The following is a 24,984-nucleotide window of genomic DNA, read 5'->3' on the forward strand; positions in this document are numbered from 1 at the left end:
TTTCGGTCGGGGGTTTTGGGTGTCCGTACACCGAAATTTCCGGTTCTGGGCTGTGTGGAAGGGCTTGCGTAAAGTTGCGGAAAGAGCTTTCATAGTCGGAACGTTCTGGGGAGACTCGGGGGAAACCATGACCGCTTGGTGGCGGAACGCCGCGATCTACCAGGTCTACGTGCGCAGTTTCGCTGATGGCAACGGAGACGGGATCGGGGACCTGATCGGCGTTCGCGATCGCCTGCCGTATCTCGCGGAGCTGGGCGTGGACGCCATCTGGCTGACGCCGTTCTACACCTCGCCCATGGCGGACTTCGGCTACGACGTGGCGGACTACAGGGACGTTGACCCGCTGTTCGGATCTCTTGCGGACGCCAAGGCGCTCATCGACGAGGCGCACGGCCACGGGCTGCGGGTCATCGTGGACGTGGTCCCGAACCACACCTCCTCCGCCCACCCCTGGTTCCAGGAGGCGCTGCGCGGCGAGCACCGCGACCGCTACATCTTCCGTGACCGGCCCAACGACTGGGAGTCGATCTTCGGCGGCCCGGCGTGGACGCAGGTCGAGGACGGGCAGTGGTACCTGCACCTGTTCGACTCCGCGCAGCCGGACCTGAACTGGGACAACCAGGAGGTGCGCGGGGAGTTCGAGTCGATCCTGCGCTTCTGGCTCGACCTGGGCGTGGACGGCTTCCGCGTGGACGTGGCGCACGGCATGGTCAAGCCGCGCGGCCTGCCCGACATCGGCCGCGGCAACCAGGCCAGGATGGTCGGCAGGGAGCCGGTGCCGTTCTTCGACAACGACGGCGTGCACGAGATCCACCGCGCCTGGCGGCGCGTGCTCGACTCCTACCCGGGCGAGCGCATCGGCGTGGCCGAGGCGTGGGCGCCGACGGCCGAGCGGCTGGCCATGTACGTCCGCCCGGACGAGCTGCACCAGGCGTTCAACTTCCACTACCTGTTCACCCCGTGGGACGCCGCCGACCTGCGCGCGGTGATCGACTCCTCGCTGGCCACGGCCGCCTCCGTGGGCGCGCCGACCACGTGGGTGCTGTCGAACCACGACGTCAAGCGGCACGTGACCCGCTACGGCAGCCTCGCCAGAGCCCGCGCCGCCGCGCTGCTGACGCTCGCCCTGCCCGGCTCCGCCTACGTCTACCAGGGCGACGAGCTCGGCCTGCCCGAGGTGCTCGACCTGCCGGCGGAGCTGTGCCAGGACCCCCAGCGGCTGCGCGACCCCGACAGCGGCCGCGACGGCTGCCGCGTGCCGCTGCCCTGGACCCGGGAGTCCGGCTGGACCGACCCCTGGCTGCCCGTCCCGGCGCACTGGGCCGAGCTGAGCGTGCAGGCCCAGCAGGGCGTGCCCGGCTCGACGCTCGAGCTGTACCGGGAGGCGCTGCGGCTGCGGCGCGACCTGGAAGGGGAGCTCGTCTGGCACGACTCGCCGGAGGGCACGCTCGTGTTCTCCCGGGTTGAGTTCGTCTGCGCCGTCAACCTGACCGCGGCACCCGTGGACTTCGGGCTCGATGAGTTGTTCGGCGGGGAGTTCGGCGGGGAGCTCCTGCTCGCCTCCGATGTCCCTGGAGCAGCGGATTCGGCGGCCTGGTGGAAAGTAAAGTGTGTGCCATGAACGGTCACGCTCGCCTAGCCGACATCGCCGCCCAGGCCGGGGTGAGTGAGGCCACGGTCAGCCGGGTGCTCAACGGCAAACCCGGTGTCTCGGCCGCCACCCGACAGGCGGTCATGACCGCGCTCGACCTCATGGGCTACGAGCGCCCGCCCCGCCTGCGGCAACGCAGCAACGGGCTGATCGGCCTGGTGACGCCCGAGCTGGACAACCCGATCTTCCCCGCGTTCGCGCAGGCCATCGAGAAGGCGCTGACCCAACACGGCTACACGCCCGTGCTGTGCACCCAGCTGCCCGGCGGCGCGCCCGAGGACGAGTTCACCGAGCTGCTCGTCGATCGCGGCGTGAGCGGGATCGTGTTCGTCTCCGGCCTGCACGCCGACACCACCGCCCGGATGGACCGCTACACCCGCCTGACCGACCGCGGGCTGCCGATCGTGCTGGTCGACGGCTACAGCGAGCACATCGACGCCCCCTTCATCTCGCCCGACGACCGCCTGGCCGCGCGGCTGGCCGTGCAGCACCTGGTCGACCTCGGCCACGAGCGGATCGGGATCGCGCTGGGGCCGCGCCGCTTCGTGCCGGTGATCAGGAAGATCGAGGGCTACAAGCAAGCCATGGCCCAGCTGCTCGGCGCGGCCGACGTCGACGACCTGATCTCGCACTCGTTGTTCTCGGTCGAGGGCGGGCAGGCGGCCGCCGCGCAGCTGCTCGCCCGCGGCTGCACCGGCATCGTGTGCGCGAGCGACCTGATGGCGCTGGGCGCGATCCGCGCCTGCAGGCAGAAGGGGCTGTCGGTGCCGGGAGAGGTGTCCGTGGTCGGGTTCGACGACTCGCCGCTGATCGCGTTCACCGATCCGCCGCTGACCACCGTGCGCAAGCCGATCGGCGCGATGGCCTCGGCGGCCGTGCAGACGTTGCTCGAAGAGGTCAACGGCGCCCCCTCCAAGCACGTCGAGCTGATCTTCCAGCCCGAGCTGGTCGTGCGCGGCTCCACCGGCTCCGGCCCGCTGGTCAACCGATGACGCGGGACGTCCTCGTCCTGGGCGGCGCCGGGGTGGACACGACGGTCTACGTGCCCGAGCTGCCGCTGCCGTACAAGGACACCTATCTGGTCCCCCCGGTCGTCGACCGGATCGGCAGCACCGGCGCCGGCGTGGCGCTGGGCTGCCACGCGCTCGGGCTCGGCGTCGCGTTCGCCGACCTCATCGGCGACGACCCGCAGGGCGCGCTGATCCGCCACGCCCTGCGCGACCTCGACTGCCGCTGGGGCCCGGCCGAGGCGGGCACCCGGCGCAGCGTCCTGCTCGTGGGGCCCGACGGGCGGCGCACCTCGCTCCACGACCCGAAGTTCACGCCCGGCGAGCGGCTACCCCGGGAGCTGTACTCCGACGTGCGGCCCCGCCACGTACACGTGTCGATCATGAACTTCTGCCGCCACGTCTACCCCGACCTGGACGGCGTGCCCGTCTCCACCGACCTGCACGACTGGGACGGCGCCGCCGACTACCAGAAGGACTTCGCCTACGGCTCCGACCTGGTCTTCCTGTCGGCCGCCGCCCTGCCCGACCCCGCCGCCACGATGCGTGACATCCTGGAGCGCGGGCGCGCTCACACGGTCGTGTGCACCCGCGGCGCCGGCGGCTGCCTCGTCCTGACGCGCGGCTCCGAGGTGCGCGCCTTCCCGGCCGCGCCGCTGCCCGGACCGGTGGCCGACAGCAACGGCGCCGGCGACGCGTTCGTCTCCGGATTCCTGTACGGCACCCTGCGCGGCAGGCCGCTGGAGGAGTGCGTGCGCCTGGGGGCGGTCGCCGGCGCGCACGCCTGCACGGTCGCCGGCACCCACGAGTCCCCGATCACCGAGCGGCTGCTGCTCGACAGGGCCTCGGCGTAGCCCCGTCACATCCTGGCCGCCTGCCGCCGGTCCAGCTCCCGCCAGGTCCGGCAGACGAAGGGCGGGACGGAGATCACCACGTAGACGCAGGTGAAGGCCAGGAGGGTGGCGTCGAGGCCGGTGAGGGTGGTGAGCGAGCCGGCCAGCAATCCGCCCACCGGCATGCCCGCGTACGCGGCCGCCGTCATGGTGCCGATCACCCGGGCCCGCATCGGGGCGGGGATCCGGTCGTACTGGAGGATGCCCAGGATGGGGTTGATCGCGCCCGCCGCGAACCCCGACACCGCAGTGACGGCGAGCACGGCGGGGAAGGGCGCGCCCACGGCCAGCACCAGCACGCGCGGGACCCCGGCCATGAGGAAGCACAGCCCGTAGGTCAGCCTCATGGGTAATCGGTCGCCCGCCGTGCCGTACACGATCGTGCCGGCCACCGCGCCCGCGCCCAGCACGCCGGTGAGCAGCCCGAACGCCCGCGGGTCGCCAGCCACGTCGCGCGCGTACAGCACCAGCAGCACCTGCGTCACGCCCGTGTCGAGCAGGTTGACCACCACGATCATCGCGGTGGCGCTCAGCTGCAGCCGGTCGTGCCGGAGGAAGGTCAGCCCGGCCCGCAGGTCGCTCACGTACCCGCCGGATTCGCCCCGCTGCCGCCTGACGCGCGGGACCCCGACGGCGATGAACAGCGCGGACAGCAGGAACGTGACCCCGTCCACGAGCAGCAGCAGGCTCGGCCCGAGCCACAGGATCAGCACCCCGGCCAGCGGCGCGCCCACCATCGCGGCCCCTCGGTACACGCCGTCGTACGCGGCCGTGGCCCGCTCGATCCGCACCCCGGCGATCCCGGCGAGGTCGGGCAGCATGGCCTTGCGGGCGGTCTCCCCGGGAGTGGCCGCCAGCCAGCGGACGAACAGGAGCAGCAGCAGGAGCGGGTAGCTCAGGCCGGTGGTCAGGTAGAGCGCGGGAACGGCCAGCACGATCAGGCCGCTGGCCAGGTCGGACAGCACGCTCGTGACGCGGAACCCGAGCCGGTCCACCAGCGCGCTGCCGAAGGCGGCGGAGATGACGATGGGGAAGGTGGTGGCGAACGAGGCCACGCCCGTCAGCACGGCGCTGCCGGTGATCTCCAGGACGAACCACGGAATGGCGAGGATGGAGAGCATGCTCCCGGTCACGGAAAGGGCGTTGGCGGCCATCAGGGTGATGAATGGACGCCTCACGCGTTGAGCCCCCGGCATCGGTCTCCGGATTCAGCGTTCCTCATGGGCGGCTTGTGGTCAAGGGAGCCCGTTTGAGGGGATAAGTCGCTATATAAGGTCATTTGATAGTACTATTCCGCCGTGATCGAGAGGTACGAGCTGTGAGCGTCGTGGTCTGTGGCGAGGCGATGCTGCTGATGCTGGCCGAGCCGGGCATCCCCCTGGAGCGCGCCACCGCGTTCCGCCGCTCCGTGGCCGGCGCGGAGAGCAACGTGGCCGCCGGCCTGGTCAGGCTGGGCCACGAGGTGCGCTGGCTGGGCCGGGTCGGCGCGGACCCGGCGGGCAAGTCCGTGCTGGCCATGCTGCGGGCCGAGGGCATCGACACCCGCCACGCCGTCACCGACCCGCACGCGCCGACCGGGCTGCTGCTGCGCGACAGCCACCCGGCCAGGGCCATCGACGTCCAGTACTACCGCGCCGGCTCGGCCGCCTCCAGGCTGGCCCCGGAGGAGCTTGCGCCCGGGATGCTGAGCGGCGCCCGGCTCGTGCACGTCACCGGCATCACGCCGATGTTGTCCGACTCTGCGCACCGGGCCACGCTCCGGCTGCTCGACCTGGCCGCCGAGGCGGGCGCGCTGATCTCGTTCGATCCGAACATCCGGCTCAAGCTGGGGGCGCCCGCGCAGTGGCGCGAGCGGGTCGCGCCGCTGCTCGGCCGCGCCGACGTGGTGCTGGCGGGGGAGGACGAGCTGGAGCTGCTCGGCGTGGACCCGGCCGGGCTGCGCGGTCTCGTCGTGGTCAAGCACCGCGACAAGTCGGCCACGTGCGGCGGGCTGCGGCAGGAGGCGTTCCCGGTGCCCGTGACAGATCCGGTGGGAGCGGGGGACGCCTTCGCCGCCGGGTTCCTGTCCGGGCTGCTGCGCGGGGCGCCGTACGAGGTGTGCCTGCGCGAGGCGGCGGCCGTCGCGGCGCTCGTGGTGCAGTGTGCCAACGACACCGACGGGCTGCCCGACCGGGCCGGCCTGGACCGCGCGCTGGCCTCGTTCACCGCCCCGAACACCGGGGCCGGCGAGACCGTGCACCGCTGATGAGAACGCCTGGAAGGGAAGTCATGTACCGCTGGGAAATCGTCGAGGCCGTCACCGCGCAGCGGGTGTTCGGGATCGTCAGGAGCGCGGGGCCGCAGGAGGCGGTGGCCGCCGCCGAGGCCGTGCTGGACGCCGGGCTGAAGGCCGTGGAGGTGGCGCTCACCACGCCGCGCGCGCTGACCGCCGTCGCGCGGCTCACCGAGCAGCGTCCCGAGGCGCTGGTCGGGGCCGGCACCGTGCTCGACGCCGCCGCCGCCCGCGCCGCCGTGGAGGCCGGCGCGCGCTTCCTGGTCTCGCCGAACCTGCATCCCGAGGTGATCCGCGCCGGGCACCGCTACGGCGTGCCCGTGTTCCCCGGTGTGGCCACGCCGACCGAGATCGTGCGGGCACTGGAGGAGGGCGCGGACGCGGTGAAGCTCTTCCCGGCCTCCGCCGTGTCGCCGTCGTGGCTGCGCGACGTACGGGCCGCGCTGCCGCAGCTGCCCGCGATCCCCACCGGCGGCGTGACCATCGACAACGCGCCTGACTGGATCGCGGCCGGCGCCGTGGCCTGCGGCATGGGCTCGGCGCTGACCTCGGGCGGCGCGCAGGCGGCGGGGGAGCGGGTCACCGCGCTGCTGGCCCGGCTCGCCAGGGCGCGCTGACCGTCATGGGGCTCCAGGGCCTGCACGGGCAGGTGGTCGACGGGATCGGGTGCTCGCTCGCGGGCGGGGAGATCCGCGCGGGCGAGGTGCTGCGGCTGGAGGACGTCCAGGAGCGGTACGGGGTCTCGCGCACGGTCGCCCGCGAGGCCGTACGCGTGCTGGAGTCCAAGCGCATGGTCACCAGCCGCCCCCGCGTCGGCGTCACCGTGCGCCCGGAGTCCGCGTGGAACCTCTACGACCCCCAGGTGATCCGCTGGCGGCTCGCCTCGCCTCGGCGCGAGGCGCAACTGCGCGAGCTGGCCGAGCTGCGGGCCGCGGTCGAGCCCGCCGCGGCGGCGCTGGCGGCCGGGCACGCCGGGCCCGGCGAGCGGCAGGAGCTCATCGCGCAGGCGCGGGCGCTGATCGGCGCGGCGCGGGCCCGCGACAGCGAGGCGTTCGTGACCGCCGACGCCGCCTTCCACCGGGTCCTGCTCGGCGCCTCGGGCAACGGCATGTTCGCCCAGCTCGCCGAGGTGACCGAGGAGCTGCTCGTGGGCCGGCGCGACCTGCTGCTTTTGCCCGAGCGGCTGGACAACCCGGCCGTCCGCCGCCACCTCGACGTGGCCGAGGCGATCGCCGCCGGCCGCGGCGCGGAGGCGGCCCAGGCGGTCGGCTCGATCGTGGCGGCGGCCCGCAACGAGGTCGAACGCATCCTGGACGGCACCGCCTGCCCCCTCCCCACCTGACACCCCCGCACCCGCCCGTCCGCCCTACGCCCCGAACCCCCGCCCGTCCGCCCCCGCCCGTCCGCCCCCCGCCCGTCCGCCCCGCGCCCGTGCGCGCTGCGCCCCGCGCCCGTCCGCCGTGCGTCCGCGCCCGTGCGTCCCGCGCCAGTCAGCCCGCCCCCGCCGTCCCGCCCCCGCCGACCCGGGCCCGTCGGCCCGCCCCCGTTCCGTCCGCGCTCCCTTCAGCGCCGGTGAGCCTTGCCTCACGCCACACCACTCTCAAAAGGACGCCCGCCAACTGCGGGGGAAAGCCGTGTGGGGGTTCAGGGACGGCGGACGGCTGGCCGGAGCGTCAGGGGCGCGTAGCATCCGGACATCCTGGGCGATATATGCTCACACGTGATCAACATCATCTGACCGGGAGGCCGCCCGATGACCGTCGCCGTTCACGTCGGCCCGGAACCCGTGCCCGTGCTCATCGACGCCGTACGCCGAGCAGGAGGCCGCGTCGTGCCGCTGGCGGAGGCCGAGGCGATCGTCTACTACGGCAGCGACGACCCCGCCGAGGTGCGGTCGATGCTGCACGAGGGCATCCGCTGGGTGCAGCTCCCGCATGCGGGCGTCGAGCGCTGGGCCGACGCCGGGGTCATCACCGAGCACCCCGTTTTCACCGCCGCCACCGGCTCCTACGGCCCGGCGGTGGCCGAGCACGCGCTGGCCCTGATGCTGGCCGCCGCCCGCGGGCTGCACCGGGCGGCCCGGGCCACGACGTGGGGACCCAACACCTCCAGGGTGTTCGCCGGCTCGACGGTCGCGATCGTCGGCTGCGGCGGCATCGGCCGGGCGCTGATCCGGATGCTGGAGCCGTTCGGCTGCACGGTGGTGGCGGTCAGCGACAGCGGCGGCGTGCCCGGCGCGGCGAAGGTGCTCCCGCGTGCCCGCTACCGCGAGGCGCTGCCGGGGGCCGACTACGTGGTCGTCTCGGCGCCCGCCACCCCGGGCACGCGGGGCATGTTCGGAACGCGCGAGTTCGAGCTCATGAGCCCGGACGCGTGGCTGGTGAACGTGGCCAGAGGCGGCCTCGTCGTCACCGGCGACCTGGTGGCGGCGCTGCGCGCGGGCGACATCGGCGGGGCGGCGCTCGACGTCACCGACCCCGAGCCGCTGCCGGCCGGCCACCCGCTGTGGGAGCTGGACAACGTGCTGATCACGCCGCACAGCGCGAACCCCCGTCCCGCCTACTGGCGCGGCCTGGCCGAGCGCGTCACCGCGAACGTGCACCGCTTCCGGGACGGCCTCCCGCTGGAGGGCGTGGTCACCCCGGCCCGCGGCTTCTAGGCCCGGCCGGATCCGGGCCTTCCGGCGTGGCCGGGTCGGGGCCGCCGCTAGTCGAGGTTGAGCCGGGCTCCGGCGCTCAGCCCGGAGTCGTGCACTTCGATCCCCGTCGGGTCGAGGTTCTTCGGCAGCTCGAACACCAGCGCACCGGTGAACGTCTGGCCCGCCTCGATGCGGATCGGGGTGATCTCCTTGCCGCCCTTGTCGAGCAGCTTGGTGCCGCCGTGCAGCGTGTCGTCCTCGTCGATCAGCTTCTGCTGGCCCGGGTAGAGCACCCTGGCCTCCGCGCCGACGTTCCTGACCTGCACGCCGACCTGGCACGTGCGCTTCGTCGCCGCCTTGGCGGGCTTGGGGCACTCGGAGCCGGTCACGGCGAAGCGCAGCTTGCCGTCCTGCACCGGCCCGTCCTCCCCGGCTGCCGACGAGCGGAAGAACCAGGCCAGCACGGCCAGCAGCACCACCATCACCACGACCGCGATCACCAGCGCGGTCAGGCAGCCCGCGAACACGCCGCGCTTGGGCCGGGCGGGCCGGTAGCCCGGCAGCCGTCCCTGACCGGTGGTCGCGTGGTGCGGCAGCGGTACCTGGCCCGTCTGGTGGGGGAGCGGCACCTGCCCGGTCTGGTGCGGCAACGGCCCGCGCGCCGGCGGCCCCTGCGGCACGCGCGCGCCACCCGGCCTGGGCCCCGTGCGCTCGGCCGGTGACGGCTGCTGCGGCAGGCGGGACGAGCCGGGGGTCGGGCCCGGCGTCGGGCCCGTGCGCTCGGCGAGCGGCGGCTGCTGCGGCACCCGGGACGAGCCGGGGGTCGGTCCGGTGCGCTCGGCGGGCGAGGGCTGTCGCGGCCCGTGGGACGACCCGGGCGTCGGCCCGGTACGCTCCGCGGGCGGTGGCTGCTGCGGCACCCGGGACGAGCCCGGCGTGGGGCCCGTGCGCTCGGCGGGGGCAGGCGGCTGCGGGGCCCGGGACGAACCGGGCGTCGGGCCGGTGCGCTCGGCCGGGGGCGCCTGGCGCGGCCCGTGGGCCTCGGGGGGCCGCGGCGACTGGGGCGGCTGGGCGAGATGGCCGGGGACGGGGCCGGTGCGGTCGGGCGGCATCGGGTGCGGCATCAGCGGCCCGAACTCCGACGGGTTCCACGCGCTGGTCAGGTGTTTGCTGGCGGCGAGCTGCGCGGCCGGCTCGTCGGCCGCGCCCACGAGCTCCAGCAGCAACTGCTTGGCCGGGGGCCGGCGCGCCGGGTCGGGGTGGATAGCCGCCGCGACCAGCCGGTCGAGCGGCGCGGGCAGCCCGCGCAGGTCCGGCGGCGCGCTGCGGGCCCTGGCCGCCATCACGTAGGCGTCGCCCTCGCCGAACGGATGCCCGCCCAGCCCCGCGTACGCGATCAGCGACCCCCACGCGAACACGTCGCCCGCCGGGCTCGTGCGCCCCTCGAAGACCTGCTCGGGAGCGATCCAGCCGGGCGTGCCCATCACCATGCCGGCGTTGGTGTGCCGGGAGTCCACGTGGGTCGAGCGCGCCAGCCCGAAGTCGATCACCCGCGGCCCCGCCAGCGTCAGCATCACGTTGGCCGGTTTGAGGTCGCGGTGCACCAGCCCCACCGCGTGGATCGCGGTCAGCGCGGCGGCCACGCCCACGGCCGCCGCGTGCAGCACCGACGGCGACAGCGCGCCGTGCTCGATGAGGTGGTCCTCGAGGGAGATGCCGTCGATGTACTCGGTGACGAGGTAGAGGACGCCGCGGTCCTCGCCGTGGTCGAGCACGCGGGCCGTGCAGAACGAGGCCACCTTGCGGGCGTTGGACACCTCTTCGTGGAAGCGCGCCCGGTAGACGGGGTCGGCGGTGTAGTCGCGGCGGATCGCCTTGAGCGCCACGCGCGGGCCGTCGGCGGCCTTGGCGAGGTAGACCACGCCCATCCCGCCGGAGCCGAGACGGCTGATCAGCTCATAGGGGCCGATCGCCGGCGGATCTTCCGGCTGCAGAGGAGTGCCTGCCGAGCGCCCCAACGTCGCCGTCCTCTCGCCGTCGTCATCGCGTCTCAACCCGAACCGATCCTCCCGCCGGCTCGTTCTCTGGCAACCCGAACCGTTCCGCCCGTTTGTACCCCAGACTCTAACGGAGGAAGGGCCTGCCCGTTGGCCACTAGTCCTGAGCAGGGTCGCGCCGCAGGGGGCGCATCGACACCCGCAGCCGCGACAGGTCGATCGTGTGGGGCAGCGGCCGGTGCGGCGACAGCAGCCGCCCGACCGGCTTGGGGCGGGCGGTGCGCAGGACGGCCCCGAGGAAGGCCGTGCCGACCGCGAGGGTCAGGTGCACGCCGTCGCAGCCCGGCCGGGCCCACCACTCGTCCGCGGCGGTGCCGTCCAGCCAGATCTCGGGCGCGAACGTGTTCGCGTACGGCAGGCGCGGGCTGCGCTGGTGCGCCGCGATCGGCACGAGCACGGTGGTGCCGGCGGGCAGGGCGGTGCCGTACCACTCGGTCTCGGCGGTCGTGACCCGCGACAGCGCGGGGACCGGCGGCCACAGGCGCAGCCCCTCGCGCAGGCAGGCCCGCAGGCGGTCGGGGTCGTTGCGGGCCGCCTTGCGGTGGGCCGGGTGGGTGGCCAGCAGCGCCAGGGTCTGCGTCAGCCCCGCCGCGGTCGAGCCCAGCCCCATCAGCCAGTACGCCGCCTGCATGAGCCCGCGCGACTCGGCCTCCGGCGTGTCGGCGATCAGCCCGGCCAGGCTGCCGGGCTCGGCACGGCGCAGGTGGTCGATGATGCGCGCGTCGTAGCGGCCCGAGAGGATCTCCCGGCGCCGCCGGGCCCGCCACCGCCCGGCCCGGGTGACGCCCGCCAGCAGCCGGGTGAGCTCCTCGTCCCGGGCCGCGCCGTCGCCGTAGACGCAGCGCCTGGCCACCCGCTGCCAGCAGGCGTTCACCCGCGCGTGGTCCACCACGCCGCTGGTCAGCTCCTTGGCCTCCTGCGCGGCGATCTCGATGAACCGCGGGCGCAGCACGTCGGTGGGCAGGCCGAACGGGCGTTCCTCCAGCGCGGGGGCGTAGGCGTCGCCGTCGTCGGACAGCACGCGCAGGGCGTCGCGCTTGGACAGGACGAGCAGGACGGAGCGGCGCAGGCCGCGCACCAGCACGGGACGCCCGCCGTAGCGGGCCTCGAAGGTGGCCAGGAGCGCGCGGGAGCGCAGCGGGTCGCGGCCGTGCGCCACGTGCGGGGTGCCCGGTGGCACCAGGGTGGCCAGGCGCAGGCTCTCCAGCAGGGTGGCCCTGGGCAGACCCCTAGGCACGCTCGGCCTCCCGCAGGGCTCGGTCCCGCGGGGCGGGTGGGAAGGTCATGCGTCGATGTGATCGCCCCGGGGGCCGCGTTCGCAATCACGGGTTTCGGTCACTGGAACACTTTCGGCCTCAAGATCTGCCGACGTTCCGGTGACCGGAACAAGGGTCACAGGCGGAGGAGCATGGCCGAGATGGCCTGGGCGGCGCCGCGTACGGAGATGCTCAGCTTGGCCAGCGGCGCGAGATGGGCGGGCGCCGCCACGCCGAGGGACATGCAGATCCGCCCGCCGGGACCGAACACCGGCGCGGCCACGCAGGCCACGCCCTCGGTGTACTCCTCCTGGGAGTAGGCGATGCCGTGCCTGCGGACCTGGGCCAGCTCACGTTCGAGCCCGGCCAGGGTGGTGATCGTGCGGCGGGTCATCCGCTCGAACGAGCCGCGCGCCAGCAGCTCCTGGCGCAGCTTCGGGTCGAAGGCCAGCAGCGCCTTGCCGGTCGCCGTGCAGTGCAGCGGCGCCCGGTCGAGGCTGTCGGAGCGCGAGCAGACCCGGTTGTGGCCGTACAGGCGCTCGACGTAGCGGGCCTCCAGGCCCGAGGGAACGGCCAGGTTCACCGTCTGCCTGGTGGTCTCGTACAGGTAGAGCAGGTAGGGGAGCACCACCTGGCGCGTGCCGGGGACACGCGCGCGGGTGATGCCCGCCATCGACTCCAGCAGCTCGCCGGGCAGGTAGGCGTTGCCCACCCGCCGGGCCAGCTCCCGCGAGCAGAGCACGCCCAGGATCCGGTGCGCGGTGGACTTGGGCAGGCCCGTGCTCCGGCAGAGCTGCGACAGCGTGACCGGGCGGGAGGCCGCGCTGAGCGCGAGCAGGATGTCGATCCCCCTCTCCAGGCTGCCCGGCTGGGACGCGGGGCGCTCGTCCGTCACCGTGTGCACGTGCGGTAGGTGGCTGGCCGTTTCCGTCGGCATCAAGTTCCCTTTCGCTCTCCGAGTAGCGGAAGGGGCTTCCCGGGGCTGCGTTTTTCCATTTCTTGGCGTACCCGGCTGCCGCCCGCTGATACCCGGCTCAGCGAAGTGCGATGATCTCCGCGTACACGGAAACTGCCACCTCACCAGGCGTTCTGGCCCCAATGTCCAGACCCGCCGGGACATGCACCCGTTCCCCTCCCTTCACCCGCGCCAGCACCGCCGCGCCGCGCTTGCGGCTGGCGATCAGCCCGATGTACGGCACGCCCTTGGCCAGCGCCTCCGCCAGGACCGCCTCCTCGCCCACCCCGTGCGAGGCGACCAGCACTGCCGTGGTGTCGGCGGCGATGGGCGTCATGCCCGATTCGACCGTGTAACCGAGCGCCCTGCCGACCTCGGCGAAGGCCCGCGCGATGGGGCTGTCGCCGTGCACGTGGACGAGCGTGGGCGGCAGCACGGCCTCCAGGAAGATCTCCAGCGTGCCGCCCGACAGGCAGGGCTGGCCCACCGCGACCAGGCCCTCCTCCTCGTGCGGCTGCTCCGCCTCGGGGGTGATCCGCAGCAGCGTGGCCTGCCCGGTGCGCATCAGGCGCAGGCCCTGCGCGCGTACGGTGTCGGTGGCGCAGGTGCCGCCGATGAACCCCTCGATCGTCCCGTCGGGCAGCACCAGTGCGCGGTCGCCCGCCTTCGCGCTGGTCGGCCGCTGCGCCCGCACGACGGTGGCCAGCACGTACGGCTCCCGCCCCGACCGCAGCCGCGCGGCCCGGTCGTCCAGATCGGCCCCCGGCGGCGGGGCCAGTGGGACCGGCGGGGCCGGCGGGGCCGGCGGCCCGCCGCGGGGGCGGGGCGCCGGCATGCCGATGAACTCGCTCACGGGATCGCCAGGTCCGTGCGGAACGGGTCGCCGTTGATGACGCGCCACACGTTCGCCGGGGTGAGCGGCATGTCCGCGTGCCGCACACCGTACGTCGAGAGCGCGTCCACCACGGCGTTGACCACGGCCGGGGGCGACCCGACGGTGGCCGACTCGCCGACGCCCTTGGCCCCGATCGGATGCGTCGGCGAGGGCGTCACGGTCTCGCCCAGCTCCCACGACGGGCACTCCATCGCGGTCGGCAGCAGGTAGTCCATGAACGAGGCCCCCAGGTGGTTGCCGTCCTCGTCGAACGCCATCACCTGCATGAGCGCCATGCCCACCCCGTCGGCCAGCCCGCCGTGGATCTGCCCCTCGACGATCATCGGGTTGATCCGCACCCCGCAGTCGTCCACGGCCACGAACCTGCGCACCTTGACCTGACCGGTGCCGGGATCGACGTCCACGACGCAGATGTAGGCGCCGAAGGGGTAGGTGAGGTTGGGCGGGTTGTAGACGGTGACGGCGTCCAGGTGGCCCTCGACGCCCTCGGGCAGCTCCAGGTTGGAGTGCGCGGCCAGCGCGATCTCCGCCAGCGACCGGCCGGTGCCCGGGTCGCCCACCACCGACCACTTGCCGTCGGCCCACTCCAGGTCGTCCGGGGACGCCTCCAGCATGGCCGCGGCCACGATCTTGGCCCGGTCGCGCACCTTCCTGGCCACCAGCGCCGTGGCGGCGCCGGAGACGGGGGTGGAGCGGGAGCCGTACGTGCCCAGGCCGAACGGCGTCTGGTCGGTGTCGCCGTGCACCACCTCCACGTCGTCGGCCGGGATGCCCAGCTCCTGCCCGACGATCTGCGCGAACGTGGTCTCGTGCCCCTGCCCCTGCGACTGGCACGACACCCGCAGCACCGCCTTGCCCGTCGGGTGCACGCGCAGCTCGGCGCCGTCGGCCATGCCGAGGCCGAGGATGTCCATGTGCTTGCGCGGGCCCGCGCCGACGGCCTCGGTGAAGAAGCTGATGCCGATGCCCATCAGCTCGCCCCTGGCCCGCTTGTCGGCCTGCTCGGCCCGCAGCTTGTCGTAGCCGATCATGTCCATGGCCAGGCGCAGCGCCTTCGGGTAGTCGCCCGAGTCGTACTCCCAGCCGGTGGGGGAGTGGTACGGGAACTGCTCGGGGCGCAGCAGGTTGCGCATGCGCACCTCGGCCGCGTCCAGGCGCAGCTCGGCGGCCAGCACGTCCACCATGCGCTCGACCAGGTACACGGCCTCGGTGACGCGGAAGGAGCAGGCATAGGCGACGCCGCCGGGGGCCTTGTTCGTGTAGACGCCGGTGACCTCGCAGTGGGCGGCCTCGATGTCGTACGAGCCGGAGAAGACGTGGAAGAACCCGGCCGGGAACTTGGTCGGCTGCGCGGTGCCGTTGAAGGCCCCGTGGTCGGCCAGCACCTTCACCCTGATCGCCTGGATCTTGCCGTCGCGCGTCGCGGCCACCTCGCCGCGCATGTGGTAGTCGCGGGCGAAGGCGGTGCTCATGAGGTTCTCGGAGCGGTCCTCCATCCACTTGACCGGCTTGCCGGTGACGATCGAGCCGACGATCGCGCAGACATATCCCGGATAAATCCCGACCTTTCCGCCGAAGCCCCCGCCGATGTCCGGCGAGATCACCCGGATCTTGTGCTCGGGCAGCCCGGCCACCATCGCGTAGAGCGTGCGGTGCGCGTGCGGCGCCTGCGTCGGGCACCAGACGGTGAGCTTGCCGGTGACCTTGTCGAAGTCGGCGACCGCGCCGCACGTCTCCAGCGGGGCCGGGTGCACGCGCGGGTAGATCAGGTCCTGCTCGACCCGGACCTCGGCCTGCTCGAAGATCGCGTCCGTCCGCGCCCGGTCCCCGGCCTCCCAGTCGAAGATGTGGTTGTCGGTACGGCCCTCGAGATCGTCCCTGATGACCGGGGCGCCCGGGTCGAGGGCCTTCCTGGCGTCGACGACCGCGTCGATGGGGTCGTACTCGACGTCGATCAGCTCCAGCGCGTCGCGCGCCGAGTAGGCGTCCTCGGCCACCACGAACGCGACCTCCTGCCCCTGGAAGCGCACCTTGTCCGTGGCCAGCACGGCCTGCGTGTCCTGCGACAGGGTGGGCATCCAGGCCAGGTTCAGCCCCGCCAGGGTCTGGCCGGTGATGACGGCCTTGACCTTCGGGTGCGCCTCGGCGGCGCTGGTGTCGATGGAGACGATCCTGGCGTGGGCGTGCGGGCTGCGCAGGACGGCGCCGTACAACATGCCGGGCAGCCGCACGTCGTCGGTGTAGTTGCCGCGCCCCCTGATGAAGCGGGCGTCCTCCTTGCGCTGCATGCGGCCGTAGCTCATGACGTGGCCTCCACGCTGGTCGCGGACCCGGACCCGGCGGCATCAGAAGCCGCGGCCCACTGGATCGAGCGGACGATGTTCTCGTAGCCGGTGCACCGGCACAGCTGTCCCGAGATGGCCTCGCGGATCTGGCCCTCGTCGGGATCGGGGTGGCGGTCCAGCAGCCAGCGCGCGGTCAGCAGCATGCCCGGCGTGCAGAACCCGCACTGCAGCCCGTGGCACTCCACGAACCCCTTCTGCACCGCGTCCAGCTCGCCGTCGCGCTCCAGGCCCTCCACGGTGGTCACCTCGTGCCCGTCGGCCATGACGGCCAGCACGGTGCACGACTTGACCGGCACGCCGTCGAGCTGCACCATGCACACGCCGCAGTTGGAGGTGTCGCAGCCCCAGTGGGTGCCGGTCAGGCCCAGCTCGTCGCGCAGGAAGTGCACGAGCAGCAGCCTCGGCTCGACGTCCCTGGTGTACGGCTGCCCGTTCACGGAGACCGTGATCCGCATGTCAGATCCTTCCCGCGGCAGTGGTCAGGGCGCGCCGGGTCAGCTCGGCGGCCAGGTGTCGCTTGTAGTCGGCGGGGCCGCGCTGGTCGGCGTGCGGCGCGCAGTTCGCGGCCGCGATCCGGCCCGCCTCCGCGAACGCCTCCTCGCCCGGCGCCCGGCCCTCCAGGTACGCCTCCGCCTCCGCGGCGCAGAAGTGCTCGGCCCCGACCGCGGTCAGCCCGATGCCCGCCTGCGCGATCACGCCGTCCTCGATCCTGAGGACCGCGCCGGCCGCCGCGACGGGCCAGTCGCCGACGCGCCGCTCGACCTTCACGTACGCGCTGCCCGTGCCGGGCGTGACGGGCACGCGGAGCTGGATCAGCAGCTCGCCGTCCGCGACCGCGGTCTCGTAAGGACCCTGGTGGAATTGTCTGACCGGAACGGTACGAGTACCGCCACGCCCCTGGATGACCGCGGTCGCCCGCAATGCCGAGAACACCGCCGACAAATCCTCAGAAGGATCGCCTTGGCACAAGGAACCTCCAACGGTCCCCCGATTTCGCACTATTGGGTCGGCAATAACGCGCTCCGCATCCCGAAATATCGGGAAAAAGTCGGTGGCGATGGTGCTCTCCAGCAACTCCGCGTGCCGCACCAGCGCCCCGATGGCCAGCTCGTCGCCCTCGACCCCGATCCGCCCCAGCTCAGGGGCCAGGCCGTTGATGTCGATCAGCGCCTCGGGCTGGGCCAGGCGCAGCTTCATCATGGGGATGAGGCTGTGCCCGCCGGCCACGACCCGGGCCTCGGGACCGTACCGCTCCAGGAGCTCGAGCGCGTGCGGAACGCTCTCGGCTCTCTCGTATTCGAACCTCGCGGGAACCTGCATGAGAGCACAGTGCTGTTACCGATTTGTCGCGACAATCCGCAAATAAGGCTTTCCTTAATGGGGTCCGGAGAACTATGAAGGGTGCGTGACACTCAGCCAGCTCGGCGCGTTCGTTTTCGTCGCCCGCCTCGGCTCCGTCAAGGCCGCCGCGCGGGCGCTCGGCGTCAGCGAGCCCGCCGTCTCCCAGTCGCTGGCCCAGCTGCGCCGGCACCTCGGCGACCCGCTGGTGACCCGCTCCGGCGACCGGATGGTGCTCACGGAGGGCGGCCGGCGGCTGCTCGGCATCGCCTCCCAGATGGTCGCCCTCGGCGCGGAGGCGGTCGCCGCCGTGCAGTCCGGCCACGTGGCTCGCCTGCACGTGGTCATGGACGCCGGGCTGGCCGAGTACGTCGCCGGGCCCCTGATCTGCCTGTTCACCCAGCGCAAGTCCGTGGACGCGACGACCGGCGTGGCGGCCACGACGGAGGTGCCGCTGCTGCTGACCAGCCGCCTGGCCGACGTCGCGCTCGGCGCCCAGGCGCCGGGGGAGGGCCTGGCCAGCCGGCCCGTCCTGCGCTGCCGCCTCATCGTGGTCGGGGCGCCGCGCGGCCGCCGGGACCACTGGCTGGTCGGCCCGTCCGGCACCGACCCGGCCAGCGACACCAGCCGCCTGCTGCGGTTGTTACGGGTGCCGGAGTCGCAGGTGCGCGTCTTCGCGAACCAGACTGCGGCCTGGAAGGCGGCGGCCGAGGGCGCCGGGGTCGCGCCCGCCACCGCCCACCTGGTGGCCTCCCAGGTCCGCAGGGGCGAGCTCGTGCCCATCGACACCCCGGCCACCCCGCTGCCCGCCTACTGGTACGCCACCACCCTGGAACCCGCCAGCCGCCCGGCCGCCGCCGGCACGTTCCTGGACTTCCTGACGACCCCGGCGGCCACCCAGATCATGCGCACCCCGGACGACGGCATCCCCCGCAGCCGCTTCCGCCCTCCGGTGCACGTGTCGATCTGGAGCTGAACGTCCACCTCGAAGATCGCTTGATCGATGTCCTCCTCGAGCTCGTCCGTGCGACGTCGAACCCAGAAGGACAGGTCGACACGATCCTTCTCCACCCGGACCGCCACGGCGAGCACGTCTGGAGAGATGAGGCCCAGGAGCGCCTGAACGGCGTCCAGCTGGGTCACCCAGAACGCGAGTTACTTGAGGGCCGCCGCCTCCGAGGCCAGCTTCTCCACGCGCCCCCAGTCGCCGGCCGCCAGCGCGTCGGCGGGGGTCAGCCAGGTGCCGCCGACGCAGCCCACGTTCGGCAGCGCGAGGTAGTCGGGAGCGGTGTTCACCCGGATGCCGCCGGTCGGGCAGAAGCGGACGTCCGGCAGCGGCCCGCCCATCGCCTTCAGGTAGGGGACGCCGCCCGCGGCCTCGGCCGGGAAGAACTTCAGCTCCTTGATCCCCCGCTCGACCAGCGCCATCGCCTCGGACACGGTGGCCGCACCCGGCAGGTACGGGACGCCGCTCGAGTCCATCGCCTCCACCAGCGACAGGGTCGTGCCGGGCGAGACCAGGAACTTCGCCCCCGCCGCCACGGACGCCGCGATGTCGTCGGTCGTCCGGATCGTCCCCGCGCCCACGGTCGCCTCGGGCACCTCGTCGGCGATCCTGGCGATGGCCTCGCGCGCGGCGGGCGTGCGCAGGGTCACCTCGATGACCGGCAGGCCACCGGCGACCAGCGCCCGGGCCAGCGGGACGGCGGTCTCGACGTCCTCGATCACCACGACGGGGATCACTGGGGCGAGATCGAGCAGGCTCATGGATTCCTTCTCCTCATCGGCCGGTCGACGGCCGTCCAATGCCGGGAACGGCTGGTGCCGCTCTCAGCTCACGAGCTCCCTGCGGGCACGCTGGCTCAGCCAGGCGGCCGCGCCCGTCATCCCCGGCTGGGATGCGACGATCAGCACGGTCCCGATGCCCGCCAGGTAGGCGGCCATGTCGGGATTGGCCTCGAACCGCGTACGGAAGCCACTGGTACGCACGCGTTCCACGATACGTGGCAGCACTCCGCCGGCCAGGTAGACCCCACCCCGGGCCCCCAGCGTCAGCGCCACGTTCCCGGCGAAGCTGCCCAGCATCTCGCAGAACACCTCGATCGTCTCGGCGCACAGCGAGTCGTCCTGCCGCGCCACGATGTCCGAGGACGTCAGGTCCGCCGCGCTGACGCCGTTGACCAGGGCCAGCGCCCGGTACAGCCGCACCAGCCCGGGCCCGGACAGCACGTGCTCGGCCACCACGTGCGGCAGTCCCATCGTCTCCAGCGCGCGGACGATCTCGAACTCCCGCTGCTCCACCACCGGCACGGTGACGTGCCCGCCCTCGCCGGGGACCGCCGTCCAGCCGTGCTCGGTCGGCACCAGCCCGCCCACGCCGAGCCCGGTCCCCGGGCCCAGCACCGCCTTGACCCCGTGAGCCGGCTCGGGCCCGCCCAGGGACACCAGCTCGTCACCCGCCAGGTGCGGCAGCGACACGGCCAGCGCCTCGAAGTCGTTGAGCAGCCGGGCGTACGGCACGCCGAGGTCGCGTACGGAACCGGCCCACTTCGAGTTCGTGAGCCGGTAGCGGTCGCCGTCGATCGGTCCCGCCAGGGCCAGGCACGCCGCCCCCGGTCGCACTCCGCCCGCGTGTTCCGCGAGATAGGCGGCTACGGCTTCGGGGAGGGTGTCGTAGTCGGCACCGGCCAGGACCGCGACGTTCGACGGGCGCGCTCCGGGCGAGGTGACCAGGCCGAACCTGGCGTTGGTCCCCCCGATGTCGGCGACGAGCCAGGGAAGGTCAAAGGCACTCACACATACCTCCGGCGTTCAGGGCGGCATCAAGATCGCTCGCCGTACACCGAAGAATGCCACGACCGCCCACGCCGGTCACCGCATCAGCCCGGCGGGGCGCGCACCTATCGGCGCGCCTGTCTCCAGGTGAGAGGAGCCGGCCTCGGCCGGGAAGCCCAGACCGGGGCCGTGGTGCGGCGACTCGGCGCCGCTCACCCCGAAGATGCCGGCGCCCTGCTCGGCGTGCCCGGCCATTCGGCGGAAGGCGGCGAACAGCTCGCGGCCCGTGCCGACCCACTGCGCGTCGCTCAGCGGCCGGCCCTCGGGCACGCGCCGGGCCAGCTCCTCGACCGGCACCAGCAGCTCCAGCGTGCCGTCCGCCGAGTCCAGCCTGATTACGTCGCCGTCGCGCACGAGCGCGATCGGCCCGCCGTCGGCGGCCTCGGGCGACAGGTGGATGGCCGCGGGCACCTTGCCGGAGGCGCCCGACATGCGGCCGTCGGTGACGATCGCCACCCGCTGCCCCCGGTCGAGCAGCACGGCCAGCGGCGAGGTGAGCTTGTGCAGCTCGGGCATGCCGTTCGCGCTCGGGCCCTGGTAGCGGATGACGGCCACGAAGTCCTGCCCGTCCAGCTCGCCCGCCTCGAACGCCTTCATCAGGTCGAGCTGGTCGTGGAAGACCTTGGCCGGCGCCTCGATCACCAGGTGCTCGGGCTTGACCGCGGAGACCTTGCTGACGGCGCGGCCGAGGTTGCCCTCCACCATGTGGATGCCGCCGTCCGCCGAGAACGGCTTCGCGACCGGCCGCAGCACGTCCAGGTCCTTGCTGCCCCCGGTGACCGGGGACCAGACCAGCTCGCCGTCCACCAGCTCCGGTGCCTCGCGGTAGCGGTCGAGGCCGGGGCCGGCCACGGTGAGCACGTCGCCGTGCAGCAGCCCCTCGTCGAGCAGGTCGCCGATGAGCACCTGCATGCCGCCGGCGTCGCGGAAGTGGTTCACGTCCGCCTGGCCGTTCGGGTAGATCTTGGTGAGCGACGGCACGACCTGCGACAGCTGCGCCAGGTCGTCCCAGGTCAGCACGATGCCCGCGGCCGCGGCCATGGCCACCAGGTGCAGGGTGTGGTTCGTGGAGCCGCCGGTGGCCAGCAGGGCGACGCAGGCGTTCACGATGGACTTCTCGTCGACCAGCTCGCCGATCGGCGTGTACTCCGAGCCGTGCGCGGTGATCTCCACCGCGCGCCGACCGGCGGCCCGGGTGAGGGCGTGGCGCAGCTCGGTGTGCGGGTTGACGAACGTCGAGCCCGGCAGGTGCAGGCCCATGACCTCCATCAACGCCTGGTTGGAGTTCGCGGTGCCGTAGAAGGTGCAGGTGCCGGGGGAGTGGTACGACTTCGCCTCGGCGTCGAGCAGCTCGTCCCTGCCGACCTTGCCCTCGGCGAAGAGCTGCCGGGTGCGGGCCTTGACCTTGTTCGGCAGGCCGGAGGCCATGGGGCCGGCGGGCACGAACAGCGCGGGCAGGTGCCCGAAGTGCAGCGCCCCGATGAACAGGCCGGGCACGATCTTGTCGCACACGCCCAGCAGCAGCGTGGCGTCGAACATGTCGTGCGACAGCGCGATCGCGGTCGCCATGGCGATCACGTCGCGGCTGTAGAGGGACAGCTCCATGCCGGCCCGCCCCTGCGTGATGCCGTCGCACATCGCCGGCACGCCGCCCGCCACCTGCGCCACGCCGCCCGCCGCGCGCACGGCCGCCTTCAGCTCCGGCGGGTACGTCTCGTACGGCTGGTGCGCGGACAGCATGTCGTTGTAGCTGGTCACGATGGCCACGCCGGGCTTGGCCGCGGCGCGCAGGGCCGGCTTGTCCTCGGCCGGGGCGCCCGCGAAGCCGTGCGCCAGGTTCGCGCACCCGAGGTGCGCCCGTGCCGGGCCCTTCGCCCTGGCGGCCTCGCCGTCCTGGCGGATCCGCTCCAGGTACGTCCTCCGGCTGGCGGAGCTGCGCTCGGCGATGCGGTCGGTGATGTCCTGGATGATGCGGTTCACAGTTCCTCCTCGTGCCAAGCGCGACCGCTGCGGCCGAGCAGTTCGTGGGCTCCGGCGGGGCCGGTCGTACCGGCGGGGTAGGGCTCGGGCAGGGCGGGGTCGGCCTTCCAGGCGTCCAGGATCGGGTCGATCCAGCGCCAGGCCGCCTCCACCTCGTCACGCCGCATGAACAACGTCGGGTTCCCGGCCAGCACGTCGGTCAGCAGCCGCTCGTACGCCTCCGGCACCCGGGTGGTGAACGTCTTGCCGAAGCTGAGCGACATCGGCACCGGCTTCAGCGTCACCTCGCCCGCGCCCGGCTCCTTGGCCATGATCTGCAGCTCGATGCCCTCCTCCGGCTGCAGCCGCAGCACCAGGCGGTTGGGCGCGCCCCCGGGGAAGATGGAGTGCGGCACGTCCTTGAACTGCACCACGATCTCCGAGCGCCGGTACGGCATCCGCTTGCCGGTACGCAGGTAGAACGGCACCCCCGCCCACCGCCAGTTCTTGACCTCGGCCCGGATCGCGGTGAACGTCTCCACCCGCTCCGACGCCTCCGTCGGCGGCGTGGAGGCGGGCTCGTCGAGGTAGCCCGGCATGCCGTCGGCCTCGGTGTACTGGCCGCGCACCGTGAACCGGTCCACCTCGCCGCCGGTGATCGGCCGCAGCGACTGCAGCACCTTGACCTTCTCGTCGCGGATGGACTCGCGGTCGTTGCGGGCCGGCGGCTCCATCGCGGTCAGCGTGAGCAGCTGGAGCAGGTGGTTCTGCACCATGTCGCGCAGCGCGCCCGCGTGGTCGTAGTAGCCGCGCCGGCCGGGCGTGCCGACGGTCTCGGCGGCGGTGATCTGGACGTGGTCGATCCACAGGGAGTTCCAGATCGGCTCCAGGAAGGCGTTGGCGAAGCGCAGCACCAGGAGGTTCTGGACCGTCTCCTTGCCCAGGTAGTGGTCGATGCGGAAGATCTGGCGCTCGTCGAAGATGGCGCCGACCTCGTCGTTGATGCGCTGCGCGCTCGGCAGGTCGTGACCGAGCGGCTTCTCCAGCACCACGCGCGAGCGCGGGGTCACCAGGCCGACCTCTTCCAGCTCGCGGCAGAAGGGGCCGAACGTCCTGGGCGGGCTGGCCAGGTAGAAGACCCGGTCGCGCTGCTCGTACCCGGCGAGGAGCCTGGTCAGCGCGCTCCACCCCGACCTGTTCTCGCCCCCGACGTCCACCGACACGTGCTGCAGGCGGCCCAGGAAGCGCTGCCACATGGCGGGATCGTCGACCGGCACCTGATCGCGTACCTCGGCGTCCACCTTGCCGCGGAAGTCGGCGTCGGTCAGTCCACCCCTGGACATGGCGATGATGCGGGTCTCCGGGGCGAGCCGGCCGTCCCTGTCGCAGTGGTACAGCGCCGGGAGCAGCTTGCGCATGGCGAGGTCGCCGGTTCCGCCGAAGACGACGAGGTCGGCGATGTGGGCAGGGCTGGTTGCCGGGTGGGTGGACACGGTAAAAGGCTCCGATGATCTACCAAGCAGGGACAGAACGGACACTAACGAGAGTTTGGGTCACACACAAGCGGAGTTTTGGTATTTGAGATAAAAAAGTTCTGACTTTTCATGACACAACCCCATGTGGTTCACTTAGCCGATGCCACGACGTACCGCCGCGACCCTTGCCACAAGTGGTGAGGTGCTCCGCCTCATCCGCACCGGTGAGGCCGTGACGCGGGCCGACCTCGGCCGGGTGACCGGCCTGTCGCGCCCCGCGGTGCAGCTGCGCGTCGGTGAGCTGCTGGAACGCGGCCTGGTCGTGGAGCGCGACGACGCCCCGTCCACGGGCGGGCGGCCGCCGGTCCGGCTGGAGTTCAACGCCGCGGGCGGCGTGGTCCTGGTGGCGGCGCTCGGCGCCAGCCGCACCCGCGTGGCCGTGTGCGACCTGGCCGGGCAGGAGCTGGCCGGGCGCGAGTTCACCATGGACGTGGAGCAGGGGCCCGACATCGTGCTGCCGCTGCTCATGGACACCTGGGACGAGCTGCTCGGCGACCGGCCGCGCGCGATGATCAGGGGCGTCGGGATGGGCGTGCCGGCCACGGTCGAGTTCGCGCAGGGCCGTACGGAGAGTGCCCGCGTCATGGCCTCCTGGACCGGCGTGGTGATCCCGCCGATCATCCGCGAGCGCTTCCCCGTGCCCGTGCTCGTGGACAACGACGTGAACGTGCTGGCCATCGGCGAGCACCGCGGCACCTACCCCGAGCTGGACGACCTGATGTTCGTGAAGATCTCCACGCGCATCGGCGCGGGCGTGATCGCGGGCGGCGGCATCCTGCGCGGGGCGCTCGGCGCGGCGGGCGAGATCGGGCACATCCCCGTGCTCGACGGCGGCGGCGTGCTGTGCCGCTGCGGCAACTACGACTGCGTCGACTCCGTGGCCAGCGGCACCGCGCTGCTGCGGGAGCTGCGCGGGCGCGGCAAGGACGTCAAGACGATCTCGGACGTGACGGCGCTGGTGCGCGCGGGCGACGCCGAGACGATGGCCACCGTCCGCGAGGCCGGCCGCCGGATCGGCGAGGTGCTGGCCGGGGCGGTCAACATCCTCAACCCGTCGGTGGTCGTGCTCGGCGGGGACGTGGCGGAGGCGTTCGGGCCGCTGGTGTCGAGCATCCGGGAGGTCGTCTACCGCCGCTCCACGGCCCTGGCGACCAGGCGGCTGCGCATCGAGCCGAGCCGGCTGGGGGCGGGGGCGGGCATCAGCGGCTGCGCGGTGATGGTGCTGGACCACGTACTGTCGCCCGAGGCCGTGGACGAGACCATGACCCTCACGACACTGCGCCGCGACCGCGCGACCCCGACCCCGGCGTAGCGTCGGCGCGACCCCGGCCACGGTTTCCCGCGCGCC

General features: G+C 73.1%; 21 protein-coding genes. 9 read left to right on the top strand and 12 right to left on the bottom strand.

Going from position 1 to position 24,984, the window contains the following annotated elements; translation table 11 throughout:
- Positions 1-127 precede the first annotated feature (127 nt).
- The 3 genes from AB0J69_RS03270 to AB0J69_RS03280 are packed head-to-tail and all read left to right on the top strand — an operon-like array spanning position 128 to position 3,512.
- On the top strand, positions 128-1,621 hold the full coding sequence (locus tag AB0J69_RS03270) for a glycoside hydrolase family 13 protein (RefSeq protein ID WP_364112312.1): 1,494 nt from the start codon (positions 128-130) through the stop codon (positions 1,619-1,621).
- A complete protein-coding gene (locus tag AB0J69_RS03275) occupies positions 1,618-2,643 on the top strand; it encodes a LacI family DNA-binding transcriptional regulator (RefSeq protein WP_364112314.1) in 1,026 nt (341 codons plus the stop codon). Before AB0J69_RS03270 ends, AB0J69_RS03275 begins: the two co-directional genes overlap by 4 nt.
- On the top strand, positions 2,640-3,512 hold the full coding sequence (locus AB0J69_RS03280; protein WP_364112316.1) for a PfkB family carbohydrate kinase: 873 nt from the start codon (positions 2,640-2,642) through the stop codon (positions 3,510-3,512). Before AB0J69_RS03275 ends, AB0J69_RS03280 begins: the two co-directional genes overlap by 4 nt.
- A 5-nt stretch (positions 3,513-3,517) precedes the next feature.
- On the opposite strand, the gene AB0J69_RS03285 is transcribed toward AB0J69_RS03280, so the two are convergent.
- Positions 3,518-4,729 carry an MFS transporter gene (locus AB0J69_RS03285; protein ID WP_364112318.1) on the bottom strand — a complete coding sequence of 404 codons (1,212 nt, stop codon included), beginning with the start codon at positions 4,727-4,729 and terminating at the stop codon, positions 3,518-3,520.
- A gap of 140 nt (positions 4,730-4,869) precedes the next feature.
- On the opposite strand from AB0J69_RS03285, the gene AB0J69_RS03290 reads away from it, so the two are divergent.
- The 4 genes from AB0J69_RS03290 to AB0J69_RS03305 all read left to right on the top strand — a co-directional run bounded on the left by AB0J69_RS03290 (position 4,870) and on the right by AB0J69_RS03305 (position 8,482).
- Complete coding sequence (locus tag AB0J69_RS03290; protein ID WP_364112320.1) at positions 4,870-5,796, top strand: sugar kinase; 927 nt, start codon at positions 4,870-4,872, stop codon at positions 5,794-5,796.
- 23 nt (positions 5,797-5,819) lie between these two features.
- Positions 5,820-6,440: a bifunctional 4-hydroxy-2-oxoglutarate aldolase/2-dehydro-3-deoxy-phosphogluconate aldolase gene (locus AB0J69_RS03295; RefSeq protein ID WP_364112322.1), complete on the top strand. Its 621-nt coding sequence runs from the start codon at positions 5,820-5,822 to the stop codon at positions 6,438-6,440.
- A gap of 5 nt (positions 6,441-6,445) precedes the next feature.
- Positions 6,446-7,165, top strand: a complete 720-nt coding sequence (locus AB0J69_RS03300) for an FCD domain-containing protein (RefSeq protein WP_364112324.1) — start codon at positions 6,446-6,448, stop codon at positions 7,163-7,165.
- Positions 7,166-7,576: 411 nt separating this feature from the next.
- Positions 7,577-8,482 carry a D-isomer specific 2-hydroxyacid dehydrogenase family protein gene (locus tag AB0J69_RS03305; RefSeq protein WP_364112326.1) on the top strand — a complete coding sequence of 302 codons (906 nt, stop codon included), beginning with the start codon at positions 7,577-7,579 and terminating at the stop codon, positions 8,480-8,482.
- 47 nt (positions 8,483-8,529) lie between these two features.
- Here AB0J69_RS03305 and AB0J69_RS03310 read toward each other — a convergent pair whose 3' ends face one another.
- The 7 genes from AB0J69_RS03310 to AB0J69_RS03340 form a co-directional block, all read right to left on the bottom strand.
- The gene (locus tag AB0J69_RS03310; RefSeq protein ID WP_364112328.1) at positions 8,530-10,515 is read right to left on the bottom strand and encodes a protein kinase; all 1,986 of its coding nucleotides are present in this window, start codon (positions 10,513-10,515) and stop codon (positions 8,530-8,532) included.
- 100 nt (positions 10,516-10,615) lie between these two features.
- On the bottom strand, positions 10,616-11,755 hold the full coding sequence (locus AB0J69_RS03315) for a cytochrome P450 (RefSeq protein ID WP_364112330.1): 1,140 nt from the start codon (positions 11,753-11,755) through the stop codon (positions 10,616-10,618).
- Between the two features lie 155 nt (positions 11,756-11,910).
- Positions 11,911-12,711, bottom strand: coding sequence for an IclR family transcriptional regulator (locus AB0J69_RS03320; protein WP_364112332.1), 801 nt, complete (start codon positions 12,709-12,711; stop codon positions 11,911-11,913).
- Positions 12,712-12,808: 97 nt separating this feature from the next.
- On the bottom strand, positions 12,809-13,582 hold the full coding sequence (locus tag AB0J69_RS03325) for an XdhC family protein (RefSeq protein ID WP_364112334.1): 774 nt from the start codon (positions 13,580-13,582) through the stop codon (positions 12,809-12,811).
- A complete protein-coding gene (locus AB0J69_RS03330; protein WP_364112336.1) occupies positions 13,579-15,927 on the bottom strand; it encodes an aerobic carbon-monoxide dehydrogenase large subunit in 2,349 nt (782 codons plus the stop codon). The genes AB0J69_RS03325 and AB0J69_RS03330 overlap by 4 nt, the downstream gene beginning before the upstream one ends.
- Complete coding sequence (locus AB0J69_RS03335) at positions 15,924-16,424, bottom strand: (2Fe-2S)-binding protein (RefSeq protein ID WP_364112338.1); 501 nt, start codon at positions 16,422-16,424, stop codon at positions 15,924-15,926. Before AB0J69_RS03335 ends, AB0J69_RS03330 begins: the two co-directional genes overlap by 4 nt.
- Position 16,425: 1 nt before the next feature.
- Positions 16,426-17,289: a xanthine dehydrogenase family protein subunit M gene (locus AB0J69_RS03340; RefSeq protein ID WP_364112340.1), complete on the bottom strand. Its 864-nt coding sequence runs from the start codon at positions 17,287-17,289 to the stop codon at positions 16,426-16,428.
- An 85-nt stretch (positions 17,290-17,374) separates the two neighbouring features.
- Here AB0J69_RS03340 and AB0J69_RS03345 point away from each other — a divergent pair, with 85 nt between their 5' ends.
- On the top strand, positions 17,375-18,283 hold the full coding sequence (locus AB0J69_RS03345; protein WP_364112342.1) for a LysR family transcriptional regulator: 909 nt from the start codon (positions 17,375-17,377) through the stop codon (positions 18,281-18,283).
- A gap of 179 nt (positions 18,284-18,462) precedes the next feature.
- Here AB0J69_RS03345 and eda read toward each other — a convergent pair whose 3' ends face one another.
- From eda to zwf, 4 genes are all read right to left on the bottom strand, one after another.
- Positions 18,463-19,074: a bifunctional 4-hydroxy-2-oxoglutarate aldolase/2-dehydro-3-deoxy-phosphogluconate aldolase gene (gene eda / locus AB0J69_RS03350; RefSeq protein ID WP_364112344.1), complete on the bottom strand. Its 612-nt coding sequence runs from the start codon at positions 19,072-19,074 to the stop codon at positions 18,463-18,465.
- A gap of 63 nt (positions 19,075-19,137) precedes the next feature.
- Positions 19,138-20,103, bottom strand: coding sequence for a glucokinase (glk, locus tag AB0J69_RS03355; protein ID WP_364112346.1), 966 nt, complete (start codon positions 20,101-20,103; stop codon positions 19,138-19,140).
- Positions 20,104-20,178: 75 nt separating this feature from the next.
- Complete coding sequence (gene edd, locus AB0J69_RS03360; protein WP_364112348.1) at positions 20,179-22,122, bottom strand: phosphogluconate dehydratase; 1,944 nt, start codon at positions 22,120-22,122, stop codon at positions 20,179-20,181.
- A complete protein-coding gene (gene zwf / locus AB0J69_RS03365) occupies positions 22,119-23,594 on the bottom strand; it encodes a glucose-6-phosphate dehydrogenase (RefSeq protein WP_364112350.1) in 1,476 nt (491 codons plus the stop codon). The genes edd and zwf overlap by 4 nt, the downstream gene beginning before the upstream one ends.
- A gap of 142 nt (positions 23,595-23,736) precedes the next feature.
- On the opposite strand from zwf, the gene AB0J69_RS03370 reads away from it, so the two are divergent.
- Positions 23,737-24,948: an ROK family transcriptional regulator gene (locus tag AB0J69_RS03370; protein ID WP_364112352.1), complete on the top strand. Its 1,212-nt coding sequence runs from the start codon at positions 23,737-23,739 to the stop codon at positions 24,946-24,948.
- The last annotated feature ends 36 nt before the right edge of the window (positions 24,949-24,984 follow it).

It is taken from the genome of Nonomuraea sp. NPDC049709 (assembly GCF_040674815.1).
GTDB lineage: Bacteria > Actinomycetota > Actinomycetes > Streptosporangiales > Streptosporangiaceae > Nonomuraea.

Coding starts and splice junctions, on each gene's coding strand:
- AB0J69_RS03320 (WP_364112332.1), bottom strand. CDS start 12,711: ATGCCGACGGAAACGGCCAGCCACCTACCGCACGTGCACACGGTGACG.
- AB0J69_RS03335 (WP_364112338.1), bottom strand. CDS start 16,424: ATGCGGATCACGGTCTCCGTGAACGGGCAGCCGTACACCAGGGACGTC.
- AB0J69_RS03275 (WP_364112314.1), top strand. CDS start 1,618: ATGAACGGTCACGCTCGCCTAGCCGACATCGCCGCCCAGGCCGGGGTG.
- AB0J69_RS03340 (WP_364112340.1), bottom strand. CDS start 17,289: ATGCAGGTTCCCGCGAGGTTCGAATACGAGAGAGCCGAGAGCGTTCCG.
- AB0J69_RS03300 (WP_364112324.1), top strand. CDS start 6,446: ATGGGGCTCCAGGGCCTGCACGGGCAGGTGGTCGACGGGATCGGGTGC.
- eda (WP_364112344.1), bottom strand. CDS start 19,074: ATGAGCCTGCTCGATCTCGCCCCAGTGATCCCCGTCGTGGTGATCGAG.
- AB0J69_RS03330 (WP_364112336.1), bottom strand. CDS start 15,927: ATGAGCTACGGCCGCATGCAGCGCAAGGAGGACGCCCGCTTCATCAGG.
- AB0J69_RS03270 (WP_364112312.1), top strand. CDS start 128: ATGACCGCTTGGTGGCGGAACGCCGCGATCTACCAGGTCTACGTGCGC.
- AB0J69_RS03370 (WP_364112352.1), top strand. CDS start 23,737: ATGCCACGACGTACCGCCGCGACCCTTGCCACAAGTGGTGAGGTGCTC.
- AB0J69_RS03295 (WP_364112322.1), top strand. CDS start 5,820: ATGTACCGCTGGGAAATCGTCGAGGCCGTCACCGCGCAGCGGGTGTTC.
- AB0J69_RS03280 (WP_364112316.1), top strand. CDS start 2,640: ATGACGCGGGACGTCCTCGTCCTGGGCGGCGCCGGGGTGGACACGACG.
- AB0J69_RS03305 (WP_364112326.1), top strand. CDS start 7,577: ATGACCGTCGCCGTTCACGTCGGCCCGGAACCCGTGCCCGTGCTCATC.